Raw genomic sequence first — 19,434 nt, 5'->3', positions numbered from 1 at the left:
GAGGGGACAAAAGTCGTCGGGGTATTGGGAAGTGTTCACTGTTGAGCGCTATGTGGTGTGGGGGATAGCGTGGGGGAATGACGACAAGGCAAAGAAAAGGGAACCCGCAGGCTCCCAATTTCTTCAAATATGGCGGAGGCGTACAGGAGTCGAACCTGCCCAGGACATCACTGCCCTACATTGGTTTTGAAGACCAAGCGCCACACCGGTGACGACACGCCTCCCTGTTTGGGGCACGGGCTCCTTGCGGGGAGCCAACAACTCGGCCGCATGCGGCTGGTGCCTCGTTCGGGGAGATATTGAGTAGCAAGTTTGAACCCGCGAGACAAGCGGGATTGTTTTGGGTACGATTTTGACCCGCAATAATGGGGGCTTGTCCGGCGGCGGCCGGTGTCGGGGGGACGTACGGATTCCGACATGCAACTTTGGGCGAAATATGGTTATATGGAGTCATCCATCTCGTCGGAGGCTTATATGAGCTTGAGAAAAATGTTTTTTGTTGGCGTGGTGCTGGCGGTGACCGTGGCATTTTCCGGTTTTTCGGCGGCGGGCGATGACATTGCCGATGATGTCCGGCGGGCCTGCCGGTCCTGTCATTCGCTCAAGCCCGTTTGCCAGGAGCTGGGGGTGCGATCGCTGGCGGGCTGGAAGCTGGTCGTCCGGAACATGGTCGCCCGGGGAGCGCGCCTCACGACCCGCAGCATCGAGCCGGCTGCGGAATACCTCGCCGCATTGGAGCCGGGGGACCCGGCCATCTGCGAGTGATCCGACGCCCTAGAACGGGGGCGGAGGCGGCGGTGGGCGGAACAGGCCGAATTTGCCGGTCCGCATGTTTTCCAGCATGGCGTCGAACCGTTTGATCTGTTCGGGCGTCAGCTGTTGCCGGATGCGCTCGTGGCCGCGCTCGAAGGTGGCCTTGACCTTGGGGTCCACGGATTCCCGGATGGCCTCGAGTTCGTGCAGGGTCTGGTCCAGGGACGCGGCAATGGCCGGGATGGCCGCCTTGTCCGGTCGGACCTCTTCCACCAGTTCCTCCAGCAGGTGGCTGCGCACCTTGGCGTGGAATTCCTGCCTGTCCCGGGGCGGTTTCATGTGGAACCGCAAGGTCATGCCCAGGCCCGCCGCGCCGACGATGACGCCCGCGACAAAGACCGACAGGAACGCCGTCCAGACTTTCCGGTTTTTCATGGCAACACTCCCTACAGCAGCGCCCAGGCGCTTGATGTCAGGTCGAGGAGCATGGAGGCGTAGGCGCTGCCCATGTCAACGGCCAGTTTGTGGATAGACCAGGAACCGGCGGCAAGGCCGATGGCGGAAAGGGCCATGGCCGCGAGGGTGAACCGGGGAGCCATGCGGGACAGGGGGTCCTCCGGCCCGGTGTTCCGCAGCACCTGGTCCATTACCCCCCATCGCCAGGCGGCGGGCAGGGGCGGGATATTCCTGCTGTCGTGGATGGCCCTGAACAGGGCGTGTATATCCCTCTTGGTACGAGTCATGCTTCCCCTCCTTGGATGCCGTGTCGTTTCAAGAAGCTCTTCAGTTGTCTCTTGGCCCGGAAGGCCCGCACCTTGGCGTTGGGCACGCTGATGCCGAGCATCGCCGCGGTCTCGCTGACGGTCCTTTCCTCCAGGTAGGTCAGGGTGATGATCATCCTGTCCAGAGGCTTCAGCCGGTCGAGCACGAGGTCGAGTATCTGGCGCGCCTCGGTCTGCCGGGCGAGCCGCTCGAATTCCTCCCTGGACCGCGTTGCCAGGGCGGTTTCGATGAACCGTCGGCCGTCTTCGCTCAGACCGCTTGCCGGCGATTCCCTTCGCCGGTACGCCGCCCTCCAGAAGTCGTGGCAACTGCGCAGGGCGATGGTCGTCAGCCAGTTGCGGAACGGCGCGGTGGGCGAGTAGCCGGACAGCGACCGGTAAGCCCGGACAAAGGCCTCGTGCGCCACCTCCGGCACCTGATCGCCGGGAACATGGGCCGAGACGAGGCGCGCTATGTAAGACTCATGCCTGTGCATGAGTTCCTCGTAGGCGTTCACCTCTCCGGCCAGTATCCTGGCGATAATCGCTGTCTCGTCGGGCTGTACGGCCATCGCGTCCTTGGTTTTTCCGTCGCTCCGACACGTTACATAGCCTTACCGTACCGGGGACCACAAGTCCTGTCGGTCAATGGCCGCGCCCGTTGAGGGGCGCGGCCTGGAGACGGCTCCTTCTCGGGATTGGGAGGGGGAGAAGGCGGAGAGTCGGAATTGCGCTGCGAGCCTTGCTCGTCAAGGGCCGCATCCGCTCCATGCTTCGCCGGTCATTTGCGGAGGGCGTGGTGCCTGAACCAGGGCCCGGCAGGGCCTCCTCCGTGCCGGACCGGAGGGCGGTTCACGGTTCCCTTCTGCGGCAAGAGACCATCCTCGCCGTCGCCGGGTTTCCCGGCGGAAAGTGAACCGTCGCCCATGAAACAGTTTTCCATAAGCCGGGCTCCTTGACCACGGACTTGCGTATCACCGTCATCCGGGACATCGCCGCTCCCCTCCCCGGGGCGGAGTCCGGCTGACAAGTCCGGTTACGATAGAGTAATCGCGCGGACCCGGGGGATGGTTACAGGCGAGGTCAAAGAGCTTCGGGAGTATGGGTGAAGTCCGACTCCTCGGCCCCGGTGTTGACGGTGGTCGCCGGCTCGACGAGCATGATGTGCGTCTCTTCCCCGCAGGAGGGCTTGTGCTCCACCCCGTGGGGGATGATGATGAATTCCCCCGGCTCCACGACCACATCCTTGTCCCGGAAGTGCATGGTCAGCCGTCCCCTGGTCACGAAGAACATTTCGTCTTCGGTTTCGTGGGAATGCCAGATGAATTCCCCTTCGATCTTGACCAGCTTGACGTCCATGTCGTTGATCCGGCCCACCAGCCTGTGGCTCCACTGCTCGGTAAACAGGGCGAATTTTTCCGCGAGATTGACCTTGTCGGGCATAATCGGCTCCTCGTGCAGCAGGTGTGCGGCAGCTTGTCGTTTTATGACGGGTAGCGTATTGGAAGGTCGCATTTTGGACAACACGAAATTCCTTAAGGGGGAGATCATGGCTCTGACATACGTATCGGCCTCCATCATGGCCAAGGACGGCTGCGAGGCGGCTCTGGAAGCGGAACTCAACAAGGTGGTTGCCCCGGTCCGCGCGGAAGCGGGCTGCATCCGGTACGACCTGCACCGGTCGGAATACGGCAACGCCTTCCTGTTCTATGAAATATGGGAAAGCCCGGCCCACCTCGCGGCCCACGGCAAGACCCCGCATATCGCCGCCATGCACGCGGCCACGACCGACCTGGTGGCGGACAAGTCCGTGAACATATGGGAAGCGGTGGACGTGGCTGAATAGTCGGCCCTGCAAATGAATGAGAGGCCCCCATCCTGACGGACGGGGGCCTCTTGTCTTGTCCGGGGGACGGTCCCGCTGCTTGAAACACTGCCTGACTCCTCGCCGGGCTCGATGTCGGCGATATTTCGGTCAATGACATGGCTGCTTCCGTTTTTTGCGTCAGCGCAGGGGGATTTGTTTGCCCATGACAAGGAAAAAGAGGTATCCGGGGGTGAGAAGCGCTCCGGCTTGACCTGGTCGGCACCATGTGAGAAGGACCCTTCGGCCCATGCAGCGGGCCATGGAGCAACAATGACGGCATTACCGGAAAGCATGACGCGGGACCACGTCCGCCACGGCATCAAGGTCGGCCTGGCCGGCGTCATGGCCTACGTCCTGTCGGACCTAGCGGGAATCCCCTACGCCTATTGGGCGGTCATCACCACGGTCATCGTCATGCAGGTCCACGTGGCCGACTCAATCCGCATGAGCGTGTACCGGTTCACGGGCACGGCCCTGGGCGCGGCCATGGGCATCGTCATGATCCTGGTCCTGCCGCCCGAGCCCGCGTACACCCTGGTCGGCATCTTCGTCGGCACCGGGCTCTGCGCCTACCTGACCCGTTATAACGAGCGGTTCCGCATGGCCGCCATCACCGTGGCCATCGTCTTTCTGACCAGCCTGCACGAGGACAACCGCATCTGGTTCACCCTGTCCCGGGTGGCCGAGATAGGCATGGGCGTCTCGTGCGCCTTCCTGGTGTCCGTGCTCGTCTGGCCCAACCGCACGGGCGAAAATCTGCGGGCCCGTCTTCGGGCGCAGTATGACGAGGCCGCCGAACTCTACGCCCGGCTCGTGGGCCATTTTCTCAGTCGCCAGGAAAAGGCGGACCCGGACCTGCTTTTCGACCTCAACGGCGAGATTCGGCAGAACGTGGACATGTTCCACAAGGTGTACGCCATGGAACGCCGCCTGTTCAGGGAGGACGTGGCGTTGCTTTCCCTGCAGGTGACCACGCTCCGGTCGGTCCTGGAACGGATGCACGCCCTGCTCAACCTGCTCAACGACGTGGAGGGGGAGGGGTTCGATATCATCATGGCCCCGGAGTTGAACGCGCTGTGCTCTGCCACCGCCGAGGCCCTGCGGGCCCTGGGTCGGGGGGAGCCCCACGACAGCCACGCCCTGGCCGGTGCCGTGGTGGCTGCGGACGAGCGCTTCCATGAGCTTCGCCACCAGGGCGTCACCGACCGCTTCGAAGCCCGCCGCCTCTTCCAGGTCCTCGGTTTCATCAACGCAGCCCAGCTTCTGGGCGAATATCTCCTGGATGTCCTGAACAAGCCCGAGATGGCCAAGAGGGATTGAACCCTTGCCTGCATATGCCCCTTGGTGGGTGTCCGGGGTTATTTCGATTGCCTCAAGGCGGCTGACAGGGCTGCTGCGCAGGCCGTCAGGCCGGCGCACATCCAGAAGGCCGTATTGAAGCTGCCCGAGACATCGGCCAGATATCCGGCCAGCGCGGGGCCGATGATCTGGCCCGCTCCGAAGAAAAGAGTGATGAACCCGAAGGCCTTCACCGCCTGTTCCGGACCCATGTAGTCGCCTACGGCGGCGGACATGATGGTCGGTATGCTCCAGCACGCGATGCCGAAGATGAATATGGAGGCGTAGAGGAAGAGGTCCGACAGCCCCAGGGCGGCAAAGGAATAGGACAGGGTGAACAGCAGGAAGACCGCGATCATGCCCGCCTTGCGACCGTATTTGTCGGACAGCCATCCGAACAGGGGGCCGGAGACGATGGACAGGCCGCCCACGATGGCCCAGAACTGTCCCGCCGTGTCTTCGCCGAAGTGGCGCTGGTCGACCATGGCCGTGACGATGAAGGTGGCGTAGACCACGTAGGTGGCGCCGTAAAGCAGATAGATGGCGCCCAGGTGCAGGATGTCGCGGCGGAATATTCCCGTCTTCTCGCCGGTTTTTGCCTTGCCGACCGCAGGCGCGTCGGCGGCCCGGCCCAGCGGCAGGAGTCCCTTTTCGCGGGGGTGGTTGCGCAACAGAAAGGCGGCGACCATGGAGATGGCCAGCGAGATCGCGCCGAGGGCCAGCCAGCCCGTGCGCCATCCTTCCCCGCCCGAATCCGCATTCACCCAGGGCACGAACAGGCCGGAAAAAATGATGGCCGCGCCGTTTCCCGAGACCATGAATCCGGCGGCCCGCCCCCGAATATCCTTCAGGAACCAGTGGGAAATGAGCCCCATGAGCGGCACGTTGGCCAGCCCGGACCCTATGCCGGTGGCGAAATACAGGATCAGGATGCCGTGGAACCCCGCACAAAAGCTGATCAGGATCATGGACAGGCTGACCAGAACGAGCCCGGCGGCAATGGTCTTGCGCGCGCCCAGCGCCTGTGTGACGGTCCCGGCCAGCAGCACGGCCACCATGTACCCGGCGAAGTTCCCGGTGCTGATGAGCCCCATCCGCGAATAGCTGAGATCCAACGACGATCCCATTGACGGCAGGAGCATGCCGAGGGAGAAACGTCCCAGTCCCAGGCACGAAAACAGCACCACCGCCCCGGTAAGGCAGATCACCCATCCATAGTGCAGGGCTGCGGTCCTCTTCATTGTTCCTCCCCTCCAAGGCTAAGCCCGTTTTTCGAATAAAATACGAACCGGTACACCGTCAAGTAATCAACCGCTCACTATCTCACTTATTTATCAATGTAAAATGAATCGAATGATATTCTGCTGCGATTCCCATGCCCTCTTTCTCTCCCCAAAAATTCACCACGAGCGATTTGGGTGCCAAAGGCACCCAACAGCGGGTCAACGCCCGCCGTTCCGAACAGAACTGCGTTCACCCAAACGTATTTCCCCGACCCCTTGAGGCTTGGGAGAGTGGTGCAGATGCGCCGCTATCGCAAGCCGGCGAACAAGAAAAAAAGGCGGGAGTTGCTTCGCAACTCCCGCCTTTTTGATGACGTGGCGTCCCCAAGGGGATTTGAACCCCTGTTAACGGCGTGAAAGGCCGCCGTCCTGGACCAGGCTAGACGATGGGGACGCATGTGGTGCCTGAAAGGAACGCTCTTTTTACACACAAGGCGCATCCTGTCCACCGTTTTGTGCACTGGTTCGGCGATTTTTGGTTTATCGGCTCATCCTGCTGAAAAACATCGGGATTCCGGACGTTTTATGTCACGTCAGGCGGCAGCAGGGCTGATCCCGGCCGATTTTCGTGAAAACGATCTGCCACAGCTGGATGTCGCGGGCGCGGAAGCAGCCTGCGCAGGACTGCAGATAGTATTCCCACATGCGCCCGAACCGTTGGCCGTACCGCTGTTGGAGATCCGGCCAGGCGTCGCGGAATTTCCTGAGCCAACACAGGAGCGTCCGGTCGTAATCCGGGCCGAAGTTGTGCAGGTCTTCCACGGTGAACCATTTCTCCGCGGCCCGGGAAATCTGGGCTATGCTCGGCAGGACGCCGTTGGGGAAGATGTATTTGGAGATCCAGGGGTCGATGTCCGGGCTGGTCGCGTTGCTGCCGATGGTGTGGAGCAGGAACAGGCCGTCCGGCGCAAGGCAGCGTGCGGCGGTCTCCATGAAGGTCCTGTAGTTCTTGTACCCGACGTGTTCGAACATGCCCACGGACACGATCTTGTCGTAGCTCCCGTGGAGCAGCCTGTAGTCGGCTTCACTGATTTCCACGGGCAGCCCCTTGCAGAATTCCCTGGCAAAGTCGATCTGCCGGCGGGAGATGTTCACGCCCGTCACGGTGCAGCCGTAGTTCTCGGCGGCGAATCGGGCCAGCCCGCCCCAGCCGCAGCCGATGTCCAGCAGGGTCTCGCCCGGTTTGAGCTCCAGTTTTTCACAGATCAGGCGCATTTTGGACTGCTGGGCCGTTTCCAGGTCCCGGGAGACCTGGTCTGCGGTCAGTTGAAGCGGGTCCGGTTCGCAGGCCATCCCCTTGAAATAGGCGCAGCTGTATTGGAGGTATGAGTCGAGGAATGCCTGGAAGAGGTCGTTGCCCAGGTCGTAATGCCGTCTGGCCACGATCCGGGCGCGCGACAGGCTTTGCAGGTTGACGAGCAGGGTCGGCACGAGGCGCACGATGAGCCGCCAGCAGCCCCGGACCCGGTCTGCCGTGCCGCTTTTGAGCACCCGGCATATGAGTTCGTCCACCCGTTCGCAGTCCCACCAGCCGAGCATGTAGCCCTCGCCGAGTCCCAGGTTTTTCTTGAGCAACACCTCGCGGAAGAGGCGATCGTCCTTGACGCGCAGGTCCCAGGGGGCCCCGCCGTCAACCTGGACACCGGCCTCGGCCAGCAGATTGGCAAGGAACTGTCTGCTTGTATCCATGTTGCGACCTCCTGTAACCGGCAGGCCGACCGGCACTGCCGGGCTGATCGATAGGTTTGTGGAAACCGTACCACCGGAACAGGCCCGATTCAAGCCGGGGTGGGAAAAAGGTCCAAGGAAGGAGAAAAACTCATGATTCCGGTGGATTCCCGGAGCCAGAAAAGGAGCTCCGGGAGGGGAGCCGCAGCTCCCGCTCCCGGATCATGGGGTAGGTATGCATGGTTGATAGGGAACGGTTAAAATCGCTCGAAGTCGTCTCCGGCTTCGTCGAAATCCTCGGATATCCCGGTTTTTCCGGGCAGAGCCCTGGGCCTTTCGGCCATGACCCGCATCGTGCCGGAGTGACCGGTTCCGCCGATCTTGAAGAACGCCATGGTCGCCTGCATGCTCTGGGACTGGCCAGACAGCTCTTCGGAAGTGGAGGCCATTTCCTCCGAGGCGGACGCGTTCTGCTGGATGACGTCGTCCAGCTGTTGGATGGCGGTGTTGATCTGGTTTGCCCCGGCGTCCTGCTCGTTGGATGATTCGGCGATTTCCTGCACCAGTTCGGCAGTCTTTTGAATATCCGGTATGATCTGGTCCAACATTTTTCCCGCGTTTTCGGCCACTTCGACGCTTGAAGACGAGAGCTCGCTGATCTCTGCCGCTGCGGTCCCGGATCTTTCGGCCAGTTTCCTGACCTCGGCCGCCACCACGGCGAAGCCCTTGCCGTGCTCTCCGGCGCGGGCCGCTTCAATGGCCGCGTTCAGGGCGAGCAGGTTGGTCTGCCGGGCGATTTCCTCGATGATGGAGATTTTCTCCGCAATGTCCTTCATGGCCTGGACGGTCATGGTCACGGCCTCTCCGCCCTTGCGGGCATCGTCGGCGGCCTTGCGGGAAATCCCTTCGGTCTGCCGGGCGTTCTGGGCATTCTGGCTGATGCTTGCGCCCATTTCTTCCATGGACGAGGAAACCTCCTCTATGGAGGCGGCCTGCTCGGTGGCGCCCTGTGACAGGGCCTGGGAGGACGCGGACAGCTCTTCGCTTCCGGCGGCCACATTGTCGGAGGCGGATTGGACCGATTCCACGATGGCGCGCAACTTGTCGACCATGTCGTTCAGGGCCGTCGCCAGCACGCCGATTTCGTCCTTCTGGTCGACGTCGAGGTGTTCGCTGAAGTCGCCCTCGGCCAACCGTTGGGCAAAGGTCACGCCCTTGCGCACCGGTTTGGTGATCCCGGCAGTGAGGACCACGCCCAGGACGACGGCCAGGATCGCGCCCACGACGATGCCGGTGACGGCGATTATCGAGCCCGACGTCACGTCGTTGTGGGCCTGGGCCAGGGAGTTCTCGGATTCCCGCTGGTTGAGGGAGATGAGTTCGTCGACAATCCCCATGGTCCTTTCCTGTTCGGCCATGGATTTCGTGGTCATGGTGATTTCCATGTCATGCAGGACCTTGGCGGAAATCTCCGCCTGCTCGTCCAGCTTCGCGAACAGGGTGAATACCTCTTCGGCGGCGGGGAGCATCTGTTTCTGGTAGAGGTCCATTGCCTTGCCGAATTCGCTGTTCGCCGCCGCCGCCTTGATTTTGGCGACCGTTGCATGGAATGTGTCGTGCGGCTCCTTGATTTCCTCCATCAATGCCCGGATTTCGGGATTTGAAGTCGAATATGACTCCATCCAGTGGCCGAATCTGCATGCGGTGGGGTCTTCCCCACCCTCGAACGGTCGGTCGTCAAGGAGCAGCACGCCGATCTTGGAGGCGAGCATGTGGTGGTCGCTGATGAACATCCACAGCCGTTTCTGGTACTGGTCCGGGTTGAGGATATCCAGCTTGATGAGCTCTTTCGATTTTTCCGTGGCTTCGTCGTTGTATCCCGCCCATTTCGTCACACCGGCAAGGAATCGCTGGATGATTTCCTCCTCCTCGTCCGAGTGGGGCAGGTTGCTGTACGCATCGAAGTGCTTCTTGTACAACTGTCGGCTTTCGTCCACGGTCAGGAACTGTTGTTTCCTGTCTTCCAGCGTGGTGTATGGCGACATCATGGCAGCGAGGGAAATCATGACCTCGTTGATGTACGATTCAGCCTGAAGCAGATTCACCATCTTCGGCATGTCCTCGTTTCCCAGCATTTCCGCGTGGCCGGCCATTTTGGAAAGTTGGATGTAGCCAACTCCGCCGACGAGCAGGGTGATGAGCGCGGTTGCGATGAATCCGCCGATCAGTTTGATGCCCAGTTTGATGTCCTTCATGTTCCCTCCATGCAAAACTTCTATCTTCCGACACTGTTCAACAAATTGAGAAGTCGGGCCATTATTTTTTGAGAAGGGATGGGGACGTCAAAAAAGAGGCGGGGGGACCGGCATGAGGAAAGAGGTCGGCCAGAGCGGTCTGGCGCAAGCCGGAGGGCATGAAAAAGCGGCAGCTGCTTCAGCAACTGCCGCTTTTTGTTTTCGTGGCGTCCCCAAGGGGATTTGAACCCCTGTTAACGGCGTGAAAGGCCGTAAACAATCAACCGGAAGGTTGCTTACCTACATTATTTCAATTGTTTAAAATCGCCATATTCGCCACTAAAACCATTGTTGCCGCTGAGTATGACACTTGGGTGACACGTGGGTGCGTCAGGTTTGAACTAGCCGATAGGTGGGGAGTGAGGAGCCTGTCTCGGTGTGGTTCTGAGGGCGGATCTCACGGAGAATGATTGTTGGAGCTGCTGCTTTTGGCTTGTCTACCCTTGCTTCCTGCTAGGCTTCTGCCTTTGGCAGATTGACGTAAATGGTTGTCATCCCGGGCTCGGAGCAATCTAATTCAATGCTCCCGTTTTGGGCTTTGACCATCAGCATGGCTGAGTATGTCCCAAGGCCTGTTCCGAACTTCTTGCCCGCAGTTACCATTTTGTTGAAAAAAGTATCCCGGATGCTTTCCGGCACTTCGCCATGATTGCGGATTGAAACGGTGCAATAGTCGTTTCGACTGAGAGTTATTGAAATTTGCTTTCCGTTCGGGGAGGCTTCGATAGCGTTGGTAATCAGATTCATGAAGGTGCTGAAGAGAAGAAACTCATCTCCACAAACAAGGAATACATCGTTTCGTTGATCGCCAGCATCCATGCAATTGATTGAAATATCTTGGTTTGAGTTTGTAATGACTCGTTGAATCCGTTCGATTACTGTGGAAATAACCTTGCGAAGGTTTACTGAGGTGAATTTTTTTTCATACGCTCCTTGCTCTATCCGATAAATCGTCAGGCTTGAGTCCAATATCTCAAGCATCTTTTTCCCACTATCACGTATGAGAGTCACAATTTCCTTCTGGTTTTCATCCAAGTTGGCGTCATCTAGAATCGCTTCAGGGAGCAGGACCGACGCCGAGATGGCTCCTCTGAGGTCGTGCTGAATAATTCTATCAATTAATTCTTTAGTATCAAGTTCTTCATGTAGTTTTTCCATTTCGTTCGTCAGAGCTGAAATGGCATATCTGGCATCGCTCAAGGCTGTCTTGACCGTCGATAATTCTTCTTCAGAGAGCCGTTGTTTACTTTCGGATGACCTGATTCGGTCGAGTGACTCCTTTTGACTTGCCTCGAGTACTGCTGAAGCCTGCTCAGCTTTGATCAGTTTCGAGTGCAATTCCAATCTCTCGGCGTCGTTGTTCGCCATCGTATTTTGCTGTTCCGCCCAGTTACTGTCCTGCCTTGGCGTGACGGGTGCAGCTTTTCTTGCCCGTTTTCCCAAAACGGCAACCAATCCAATGATGACGCCGACAAGCATGGTGACCAGAAGCATTATCGAACGTGATGTTGAAATCGTCCAAAACAGAAATGATATCTGGGTCTGTTCAATGTTTTGCAGAATGAACAACAAGCATAATAATACGAGCGCAATGGAAACGGCCAGGTGGGCCTTTCCCCGAAACGCTGTGAACTTGCTTCCCATCAACGATCTCCTTGGTTGATACGGAGTGGATGCTAAGATTTTTTCTTTTTTTTGGGAGAGAATTGGCCACACCAATCAGTTTTTGCCACTCTTGGCCAGATGGCCATGGCTGACTCCGAGACCATAGAGACCGTGGGGGGGGAGAATCTGCATGTTCCATCTTCTTTATAGGCAGTTTGAACCGAGAGATAGTAACGACAGTTTTCACATGATTCTTCCATCGGATATCTCCTGGTAAAGATGTCGAATTCGGTTACCAACGGTTTCAATCTTGAATTTTCAAATTTCGCCGTCGGGTTATCATGCAATTGCCTACAATGAATATACAAGTCATATTGCTCAGCGCCATCTCCATATGAGAGTCGCACCCGATGGCATGAAGGAGGCGTCCGGCCCTGCCCCCCCTGCTGCCTCACACGCCCATGATACGCTGGGACACCCGGGCAAAATGCAAGCCCTGAATCGCCATTTCAACCACGGCGGAGAGGGCTTTGGGCTTGGTCAACAGTGTTTTTAGCACCAGCTTCCAGTAGAGGATGCGGGCTGGTGAGGCGAACCCGACAGCCCACATGCTTTTCAAGAAAGCCTGAACATCCGTCCGCACCATTTTCCCCCGTGCCGTGGGCGCGTAGGAAGAGAGAAACGTGCTGATCCGGTCATAATATTTCCTTGGAGAGTAAAGCTCACCCACGAGTTTCTTGTATCCATCCAGCAGGGTTTCGCATCCCATGCGGGGATCGAAGTTCAGGCAGGCGTCGGTATTCTCTCCGCTCAATTCGCCAAGCAGTCTCCCTTCGGATTTGAGCCGAGCCCATAATCTCGTATGCGGCATCGCATTGAGAACCCCGATCATGGCCGTCACGACACCGATCTCCTGAATGAATCTGAATTGCTGCCCGAAAATCGACGAGGTGTCGTTGTCGAACCCCACGATGAAACCACCCATCACCTGCATGCCGTGTTGGTGAATATTCCTGATCGCCGAGCTGAAATCGGCGGTTACGTTCTGTTTTTTCCCGCACTCAACTAGGCTCTCCGTGGAAGGCGTTTCAATGCCGATGAACACCTTGTGGAAGTTCGCCGCGCTCATCATCTCCATGAGTTCATTGTCCTGTGCCAGATTCACGCTGGCCTCGGTCATGAGCTTGAAGGGGTAATGGTGCAGCCTCTGCCATTCGGCGAGCCTGGGCAGAAACTCCTTCACCCGGACTATGTTCCCGATAAAGTTGTCGTCCACGATAAAGACGGACTCCCTCCACCCGGCATCATACAGACTTTGAATTTCCCGCATCATCTGATCGGGATTTTTGACGCGAGGGCGACGTCCGTTCATGGCCACAATGTCGCAAAACTCGCAATCAAAAGGGCAGCCTCTGGAATACTGCACCGACATGGAGATATAATCCTTCATTCTCAGCAGGTTCCACGCCGGAAGGGGGGTGATGTCCAAATCGGGGTGTTCGGAGGACGTATAGTGCTTCTTGGCTACTCCTCGTTCGAAGTCCCGCAGAAATTCTGGCATGACGGTTTCCGATTCACCGATGATGAAATGATCCACATCGGGAAATTGCTCGAGATGCGACCTGAAGGCTGGTCCTCCCGCGATCACGGTTTTTCCGGCTTCCCTGGCGCGTTTCATGATATTCCTCGCGCTGGGAAGTTGCACCAACATGGCGCTGACCATGACAACGTCCGCCCATTCGAGGTCGGCGTTTTCCAGAGGGGCGATATTCGTATCAACCAGTTTTTTTTCCCATTCCACGGGAAGCATGGCGGCCACAGTGAGCAAACCGAGCGGGGGGAAAGCCGCCTTTTTTGATACAAAGGACAGTATGCTTTTGAAACTCCAGAATGTATCGGGATAGGCAGGGTAGACCAAAAGAGCGTTCATAATTTTCACCTCATATGCATAGTACTCCGATCATGGGAATCCACAATTCAAATCGTGTTATTTTTTGGTGAAACAGAAATGGGTCCACCTTGCTTCTCACCACATGGTAAAACGTGACAGCTTATAATCCCTTGAGCTCGAGTCGATCCCGCCATCCCTCTCGCCGTTGCCTGCGCGGATAACGACGCAAGTAAAGCCGTCGAGGCAAGGCCGACCGGCTCGCCGGTCGCCCGAAGGGCTTGGCCTTGCCCCGGCGGCTGCTTGCGTCACGCTCGCAGGGGAAATCGGCGTGAGGGAGAGAAACCCTGCCGTCGGACCTTGCGCGGCGATTTCTCGGAGTGATAGGACAGGGCATAACCAGTCAGGTTGAGGAACCAGAAGGAGGTAAGAATCGCGTTCAGGCGCGTTCATAAGTTTTGACGACAGTCTAAACTGATGAACGCTTAAATCGGCACCAACATGCCGGAACACCAAACACTTCGCTGCCGTTCATTTCCAAACGGCACACTTTCACATCCAAACGCCAGGCTGAAACACAGCACCCCCGCCGGACAAACGACAGGTATCTAGAAATCTGCCGTTGTCGAAATTCCCCCATGGCCACCGCTTTTTGCGCAGGACGAACGAGCCTGCGTGGTGGCACCCCTTATTGAATGGATTCTCAGGATTTTTCCTTCTGTGGGAAACGGACATTGATTTGTCCCGTGTCGGTTGTTGTGTGGCGCATTCGCGCCATAGGCGGACCCGTGGGTTCGCTTTGTCCCGGGGCACTGCCCCGAACTTCAGGAAGGAGATTCAATATGAAATCCATCAGTCTGGTACTGGGCGCGAACAGGGCAACCTTGTCCGGCCCGCGCTCGAAACAACACAGAATCCGGCAGAACGCCAAAGCCTTCGCAAGCCGGTTGCGTGAAGCCGGGTTTGGGGTCCGCAAATGGACCAACATTTCCAACAAGCATTTTGCGGCTGTGGCCGACAAAATGAAAGAACAGGGCGTGGGTGACGGGCGTATCGCCGAAATCTTTTCGGCAGCCCGTCACCTGTGCGAAGCATATGGCAACACCCGCATCAGTCCGACCAATGACGTGTTCGGCGTGAAGCGCGGGACCATTGCCAACGCCAACAGCAAGGCGGTTGCCCCTGAATTCGTCTTGGGGGCAATCGCCAAATTGGAAGCCGAATCGTCATACGAGCACGGTCCCCGGTGCGCCGCCCAGATCCGGCTTCAATACGAACTGGGGCTCCGACGCGAAGAATCGGCAAAAGTCGATCTGATCAACGATTGGGACAAGGAAGGCCGCACTCTTCGCATCCAGTATGGCCCGAAGGGTGGACGCCCCCGGACGCTGCACAATCTGTCCGATCGGCAGCAGGAAGCTCTTGAGCGAGCTCTACCATACGTCAGTCAATCCGACAGGCCGGGGATTCATAACCTCATGCCGAGCGGGATGGGCGACAAATGGCAGGAAAAGCTGTCCTACGCGGCCAGGCTTTGCGGCTTCACCAAGAAGGAAAGCGGGTGGACGCTGCACAGCAATCGTCATGAACGGTTCCACCATATGTACGTCGAGCACACGGGCTTTCAGCCGCCCAACCAGCACGATTCCGTGGAAGCCTTCCAGAAAGCCGCGCGGGACACGGCTGGGAACGAATGGCCTCGGCTCGACGCCGAAGCCCGTGACGACATCGAGGTCACTGCCGGTCATTCCCCCGGCCGCCGGGATGTGTCCGACGCCTATCTTGGCAGCTCCCGTTAGAAGAAGCCCCGCCCTTTCCGGCGGGGTTTCCCTTATTGGGCATGAGGTTGCCTGGAGATGAATCGCTCAGGCGATTCATCTCCAGGCAACCGTCCTCCCGCCCGTCGGCTTGTGGCCGATGGGCGGGAGGACGGTTGCCCCCTGATGAGCGACTCATCGAAAAGTGAAAATACCCTATCCCGATTCCTTGAGTTCAAAGGTGCCGGTGTGATCAGACTGAAGGGTTGGCTGGGAGTCCCGCTGCGGGACAGGTGTTTAACCCTTTGGTTTAGGTCGCATGTCGAACGCATTGAAGGTCAAGGATGTCGCCCGAATCCTGAATTGTTCGGAAAGCCTGGTCAGAACTCCGGCCATGCTTGCCGCGCTGGGGGCTTTTCGGATCGGAAAACGGGGCATCCGATTTCACCATGATCTGCTCGAGGCGTATATCGCCAGGGGCCAGATCGGCCATGCAGAAAAGACGCCAGTCACGGACGAAGGCGGAAGCCGGTCCAATTTGACGGATCGTCATGGCATTTGGTAACTTCAATAATGGTAAGCGACCTTCCCTGCAGGAGAAAATATGCCCTACAAGGAAGGAAAACGGTGGAGGGGCGTGGTGCGTTTCACCCCGACACATGGTCCGATCATCAGGCGCACGAAGTTCTTTGAAACCAAGAGACAGGCAGAGGACTGGGAAGGCGAAACCGTCAAGGCATTCAAGGTGGCCGATCAGAGAAACCCTGCCAAGGCCGATGTGATTGGCCGGGCTCTGACCGTGACGGAATGGGCGAATCGTTACCTCGATCACGTCGAGGACACGATGTGCCGGAAGACCTACAACGAAAAGCGGTTGGCTTTCCAGCGACTGGGGTCTTTCCTCAGGGACGACCGGTCGCTGGTCGGGCGAATCAGCCTTCACGTGGCTCTGGAGCATCTGGCCATGGTCTCCAGGACGGTAACCGGGAATTCGGCGAACAAGGATCGCAAGAATCTCGCCGCCGCCTGGGTGTGGGGAATCAAGTACCTCAATCTGGACAGGGACAATCCCTTCCAGCATGTGGACAGGTTCCCCGAGGATCGCCACCCGCGCTACGTCCCGCCGTTGGGCGACTTCCGCAAGGTGGTGGACCTGGCTGGACCTCGTCGTAGGCAACTGCTGTTGCTGGCCTTCCATACCGCGCCGCGCAGGAGCGAGCTTTGGAAGCTCAAGTGGAGCGAGGTCGACTTCGGTTCCGGACTTGTCGGCTACTGGACACGGAAGCGGCGAAGCGGAAACGCGGAATTCGACGAACTCCCCATGTCCGCAGGGCTTCGCGCCAAGCTGGCCGAATGGAAGCTGGTGTCCGGCTCCGAGGACCTGGTCTTTGGCAGTCGGTTCAACGGCCTTCTGGACCCGAACAATCGGTGGCTGAAGCGGTTGTGCGCCGAAGCCGGGGTGAAGCCGTTCGGCTTTCATGGCATCCGTCACCTGGCGGCCCGAGTGGCTATCGACAACGGTGCGACCATCATGGAAGTGAAGCACCTGCTCAGGCACAAGTCCATCGCCACGACCCAGCGCTACATCCTCCGGACGAAGAAGACCACCGGTGCCGTGGATGCCCTGGACGCGGCCTTGGCCGATGCGGTCAGAGGCCGAGCCCGGAAAAATGACACTTGCGGGTGACACGTGAAAAGGAAAAGGCCTTACGCGGTGTGCGTAAGGCCTTTGATTTCCTTGGCGTCCCCAAGGGGATTTGAACCCCTGTTAACGGCGTGAAAGGCCGCCGTCCTGGACCAGGCTAGACGATGGGGACGCAATTTGGCTGGGCTGCAAGGACTCGAACCTTGATTAACGGAGCCAGAACCCGTCGTCCTGCCAATTGAACGACAGCCCAGCAGCGAGAAGTTGATTTAAGGGCTGGCCCCTGGAATGTCAACTTCTTTTTTGCGCTATTTAGACAGCTTTGGCGAGCTGACGGGTGCGCTTTTTCAGCTTGTTGATCTTGCGGCGCAGGTAGTCGCGCTTGGCGCGGTCCTGAAGGGCTTCCTTTTCGACGCGCATGGCGCGGATCTGACGCTTGATCTCGGCGATCTGCTTCTTGTAGGGAGAGACCTGCTGCTCTTCGACGATGCCGAAGACGTCCTTGATGGACTGGACCAGCTCGGCCTTGTCCCTGCCGGAAGCGCCGGTGATCATGGGGAGCTTTTCGATGCACAGGGTGCGCAGCTCTTTGGTGGTCATCTTTTCCAGCGGCTTGGTCAGGCCAAGCTCGTCAAAGGCAATTTCTTTCACTTCTTCACTCATGGTGTACTCCTTAAAATGTGGATTGAGGAAGGATGGACTACTCGTCGTCGAACACCCTCTGGTACGCCCGGTAACATCTCCCCACGGGGGAGTCGGGGTCCAGTTCCTCGTTTAAATCGCCTAATTTCTTAGGCTTTTTAAGTTTCCTCGGAGGCTCTGGAGCCTCCGGCCGGATTGCTCCGTCCAAAGGAACTCTGCCGTTTAGCAGCTCGAATACTATTTTGTCAAAGACTTCTTCGCTCAGAAAAGCGTTGATTTTCTGGAGCAGCATGGGGGCCAGATATTGGGCCTCCTGCATGACGATGGGGTCGTCGGCGGCCAGGATGATCGTTGTTCGCCTGTGGCCCAGGGGGCGGGCGAACTGCGCCATGTCGCCCATGATGTCGTCCCAGGCGCGCCACAGCCTGACCAGGGCGAAGCCGCCCGTGGTGTCCAGCCTGTCGAGGAATCGGGGCAGGGCCTTGCCCACCTTTTTGGTTGTGTTGGCGCGACCGGGTTTGTTGTATGCGCGGAAGTAGCGGGTCATGTTACAGCCGGTCTCCCTTCGGGGTCAGCCTGATGGTGACGATGGACGGCGTGAGCACGTATGCCTCGCCGGACCGCTCCTGCTCGTCCACTTCCCTGGCGGTCTCCTTGGCCACGCCCTCGGCCCCGCCGCCTCTGATGATGCCGGAGATGACGCCGTCGCGCAGGGCCCTGTCGGGCTTGAATTGCCGCTTGAGGATGATCTCTTCCTGCTCGTACCCCTCCTTGACGATGGTCAGCAGGTGGTCGCCCTGTTTGTCCGCCCGCACCGCGCAGGGGCTGGTGCATTGTTTTTCGCCGTCCAGGTAGATGGCGGCCCCGATGGGGTCGGTGGACACGGGAATCTTCTGCTTGGGCACGCCGCAGGCGGCCAGGGCGAGCAGGCAGGCGACGGCGAGCAGGGGGGCGACTGGTCGGGACATGAATGCTCCTTACATGCAGTTGCGGGCGCGGTAGTTGACGATGATGGCCGGGCAGCCGGGCGAAAGGGCCACCTGGATGGGGGTGGACCCGACCGACGGCTTGGCCTCGTCCTCGCTGGATGAATACTGGGCCATGACCACCACGTCGGCCTTCTCGAACCTGGCCTGCTTGAGTATCTCGACATAGGGGATGCCCTCCCAGCAGTGGAAGGCGTGGCTGACGCCCGCGAGGGCCTTGGTGTAGCGCCGGGCCATCCGCTCCTTGGCCTTGTCGATGAACACGTTCATCGCCTGCATGTAGTACTTGGGGTTGGGCGAGGTCTGGCCCACGTCCAGCACATGGAAGATGTCCAGGTGGGCGTCGTTGGCCCGGGCCAGCTGGATGGCGTAACACAGGGCGGAGTCGGACGGCGTCGAGAAGTCCGTGGCCATGAGGACGCGCTTGATCTCGGCATCGGCGGGGATTTCGCTGGTCACCACCATGACCGGGCAGAACACGTTGGCGCATACCTTGCGGATGGTGGTGTCCACCACGCCCCACATGCGGTCCGGACGGTCCATGGCCGCGGTGTGGTGCCCCATGATGATGAGGTCGACGGACTCGGCGTGGATGATCTTGAGCAGCTCCTTGTGGGGAGTGCCCGTGGCCACCCGGATGGAGTGGTTGGGGATGTCCTTCAGGCCCTCGGCAAAGAACTCGGCGATCTTCTTCCGGGCCGAGGCGACGAGTTCGTCGCTGGAAATAGTTTCGTCAAAGGAGCACCAGGGGTCCCTGCCGATGGGCAGGGCATGGAAGAGGATCAGTTCGGCGCCGCGCTTTCGGGCCAGGTCGAATGCCGTCTTGGGCGCGGTCTGCACGTCTATCAGCGGGGTCACTGCCAGGAGTATCTTCTTGAACATGTGCGTTTCCTCCGTCTGGGCCGGTATATGAGGTCAGTTCGCCGCCAACCGGCTGGCGGCTTTCC

Annotated in this window: 19 protein-coding genes and 5 tRNA genes; 6 read left to right on the top strand and 18 right to left on the bottom strand. The window is 58.9% G+C overall.

Annotated features, from left to right (window positions below):
* Positions 1-130 precede the first annotated feature (130 nt).
* Positions 131-224: transfer RNA gene (locus OO730_RS05820), tRNA-Sec, on the bottom strand.
* Between the two features lie 250 nt (positions 225-474).
* Here OO730_RS05820 and OO730_RS05815 point away from each other — a divergent pair.
* Positions 475-765 (top strand): hypothetical protein, encoded by a 291-nt coding sequence (locus OO730_RS05815; protein WP_264983641.1) that lies wholly within the window; start codon positions 475-477, stop codon positions 763-765.
* Positions 766-774: 9 nt separating this feature from the next.
* Here OO730_RS05815 and OO730_RS05810 read toward each other — a convergent pair whose 3' ends face one another.
* From OO730_RS05810 to OO730_RS05795, 4 genes are all read right to left on the bottom strand, one after another.
* Positions 775-1,188 (bottom strand): hypothetical protein, encoded by a 414-nt coding sequence (locus tag OO730_RS05810; protein WP_264983640.1) that lies wholly within the window; start codon positions 1,186-1,188, stop codon positions 775-777.
* 11 nt (positions 1,189-1,199) lie between these two features.
* Complete coding sequence (locus OO730_RS05805; protein WP_264983639.1) at positions 1,200-1,496, bottom strand: hypothetical protein; 297 nt, start codon at positions 1,494-1,496, stop codon at positions 1,200-1,202.
* Positions 1,493-2,086, bottom strand: coding sequence for an RNA polymerase sigma factor (locus OO730_RS05800; protein ID WP_264983638.1), 594 nt, complete (start codon positions 2,084-2,086; stop codon positions 1,493-1,495). The genes OO730_RS05805 and OO730_RS05800 overlap by 4 nt, the downstream gene beginning before the upstream one ends.
* A gap of 511 nt (positions 2,087-2,597) precedes the next feature.
* The gene (locus tag OO730_RS05795; protein ID WP_264983637.1) at positions 2,598-2,957 is read right to left on the bottom strand and encodes a cupin domain-containing protein; all 360 of its coding nucleotides are present in this window, start codon (positions 2,955-2,957) and stop codon (positions 2,598-2,600) included.
* Between the two features lie 106 nt (positions 2,958-3,063).
* Here OO730_RS05795 and OO730_RS05790 point away from each other — a divergent pair, with 106 nt between their 5' ends.
* Positions 3,064-3,360, top strand: a complete 297-nt coding sequence (locus tag OO730_RS05790; RefSeq protein ID WP_264983636.1) for a putative quinol monooxygenase — start codon at positions 3,064-3,066, stop codon at positions 3,358-3,360.
* Positions 3,361-3,651: 291 nt separating this feature from the next.
* Positions 3,652-4,701 carry an FUSC family protein gene (locus OO730_RS05785; RefSeq protein ID WP_264983635.1) on the top strand — a complete coding sequence of 350 codons (1,050 nt, stop codon included), beginning with the start codon at positions 3,652-3,654 and terminating at the stop codon, positions 4,699-4,701.
* Between the two features lie 38 nt (positions 4,702-4,739).
* Here OO730_RS05785 and OO730_RS05780 read toward each other — a convergent pair whose 3' ends face one another.
* From OO730_RS05780 to OO730_RS05750, 7 genes are all read right to left on the bottom strand, one after another.
* Complete coding sequence (locus OO730_RS05780) at positions 4,740-5,960, bottom strand: MFS transporter (RefSeq protein WP_264983634.1); 1,221 nt, start codon at positions 5,958-5,960, stop codon at positions 4,740-4,742.
* 358 nt (positions 5,961-6,318) lie between these two features.
* A tRNA-Glu gene (locus OO730_RS05775) sits at positions 6,319-6,396 on the bottom strand.
* Positions 6,397-6,530: 134 nt separating this feature from the next.
* Entirely contained in the window at positions 6,531-7,691 is a 1,161-nt protein-coding gene (gene cfa, locus OO730_RS05770) for a cyclopropane fatty acyl phospholipid synthase (protein ID WP_264983633.1), read from the bottom strand.
* Positions 7,692-7,927: 236 nt separating this feature from the next.
* Positions 7,928-9,925 carry a methyl-accepting chemotaxis protein gene (locus OO730_RS05765; protein ID WP_264983632.1) on the bottom strand — a complete coding sequence of 666 codons (1,998 nt, stop codon included), beginning with the start codon at positions 9,923-9,925 and terminating at the stop codon, positions 7,928-7,930.
* Between the two features lie 204 nt (positions 9,926-10,129).
* A tRNA-Glu gene (locus tag OO730_RS05760) sits at positions 10,130-10,204 on the bottom strand.
* Between the two features lie 213 nt (positions 10,205-10,417).
* Complete coding sequence (locus OO730_RS05755; protein ID WP_264983631.1) at positions 10,418-11,608, bottom strand: lipopolysaccharide assembly protein LapA domain-containing protein; 1,191 nt, start codon at positions 11,606-11,608, stop codon at positions 10,418-10,420.
* Between the two features lie 412 nt (positions 11,609-12,020).
* Positions 12,021-13,499: a B12-binding domain-containing radical SAM protein gene (locus OO730_RS05750; RefSeq protein WP_264983630.1), complete on the bottom strand. Its 1,479-nt coding sequence runs from the start codon at positions 13,497-13,499 to the stop codon at positions 12,021-12,023.
* Between the two features lie 800 nt (positions 13,500-14,299).
* Here OO730_RS05750 and OO730_RS05745 point away from each other — a divergent pair.
* From OO730_RS05745 to OO730_RS05735, 3 genes are all read left to right on the top strand, one after another.
* On the top strand, positions 14,300-15,256 hold the full coding sequence (locus tag OO730_RS05745; protein ID WP_264983629.1) for an integrase domain-containing protein: 957 nt from the start codon (positions 14,300-14,302) through the stop codon (positions 15,254-15,256).
* A 277-nt stretch (positions 15,257-15,533) separates the two neighbouring features.
* On the top strand, positions 15,534-15,779 hold the full coding sequence (locus OO730_RS05740) for a helix-turn-helix domain-containing protein (RefSeq protein WP_264983628.1): 246 nt from the start codon (positions 15,534-15,536) through the stop codon (positions 15,777-15,779).
* A 39-nt stretch (positions 15,780-15,818) separates the two neighbouring features.
* Positions 15,819-16,901 carry a tyrosine-type recombinase/integrase gene (locus tag OO730_RS05735; protein WP_264983627.1) on the top strand — a complete coding sequence of 361 codons (1,083 nt, stop codon included), beginning with the start codon at positions 15,819-15,821 and terminating at the stop codon, positions 16,899-16,901.
* 52 nt (positions 16,902-16,953) lie between these two features.
* Here OO730_RS05735 and OO730_RS05730 read toward each other — a convergent pair.
* From OO730_RS05730 to OO730_RS05705, 6 genes are all read right to left on the bottom strand, one after another.
* A tRNA-Glu gene (locus OO730_RS05730) sits at positions 16,954-17,031 on the bottom strand.
* 6 nt (positions 17,032-17,037) lie between these two features.
* Positions 17,038-17,112, bottom strand: a tRNA-Gln gene (locus tag OO730_RS05725).
* 59 nt (positions 17,113-17,171) lie between these two features.
* The gene (locus OO730_RS05720) at positions 17,172-17,522 is read right to left on the bottom strand and encodes a hypothetical protein (RefSeq protein WP_264983626.1); all 351 of its coding nucleotides are present in this window, start codon (positions 17,520-17,522) and stop codon (positions 17,172-17,174) included.
* Positions 17,523-17,559: 37 nt separating this feature from the next.
* Positions 17,560-18,048 (bottom strand): DUF721 domain-containing protein, encoded by a 489-nt coding sequence (locus tag OO730_RS05715; protein ID WP_264983625.1) that lies wholly within the window; start codon positions 18,046-18,048, stop codon positions 17,560-17,562.
* Position 18,049: 1 nt separating this feature from the next.
* A complete protein-coding gene (locus tag OO730_RS05710) occupies positions 18,050-18,469 on the bottom strand; it encodes a PEGA domain-containing protein (protein ID WP_264983624.1) in 420 nt (139 codons plus the stop codon).
* A 9-nt stretch (positions 18,470-18,478) separates the two neighbouring features.
* Complete coding sequence (locus OO730_RS05705; protein WP_264983623.1) at positions 18,479-19,369, bottom strand: universal stress protein; 891 nt, start codon at positions 19,367-19,369, stop codon at positions 18,479-18,481.
* Between the last annotated feature and the right edge of the window lie 65 nt (positions 19,370-19,434).

It is taken from the genome of Pseudodesulfovibrio portus (assembly GCF_026000375.1).
GTDB classification, from domain to species: domain Bacteria; phylum Desulfobacterota; class Desulfovibrionia; order Desulfovibrionales; family Desulfovibrionaceae; genus Pseudodesulfovibrio; species Pseudodesulfovibrio portus.
This window is presented reverse-complemented; position numbering and strand designations above follow the sequence as displayed.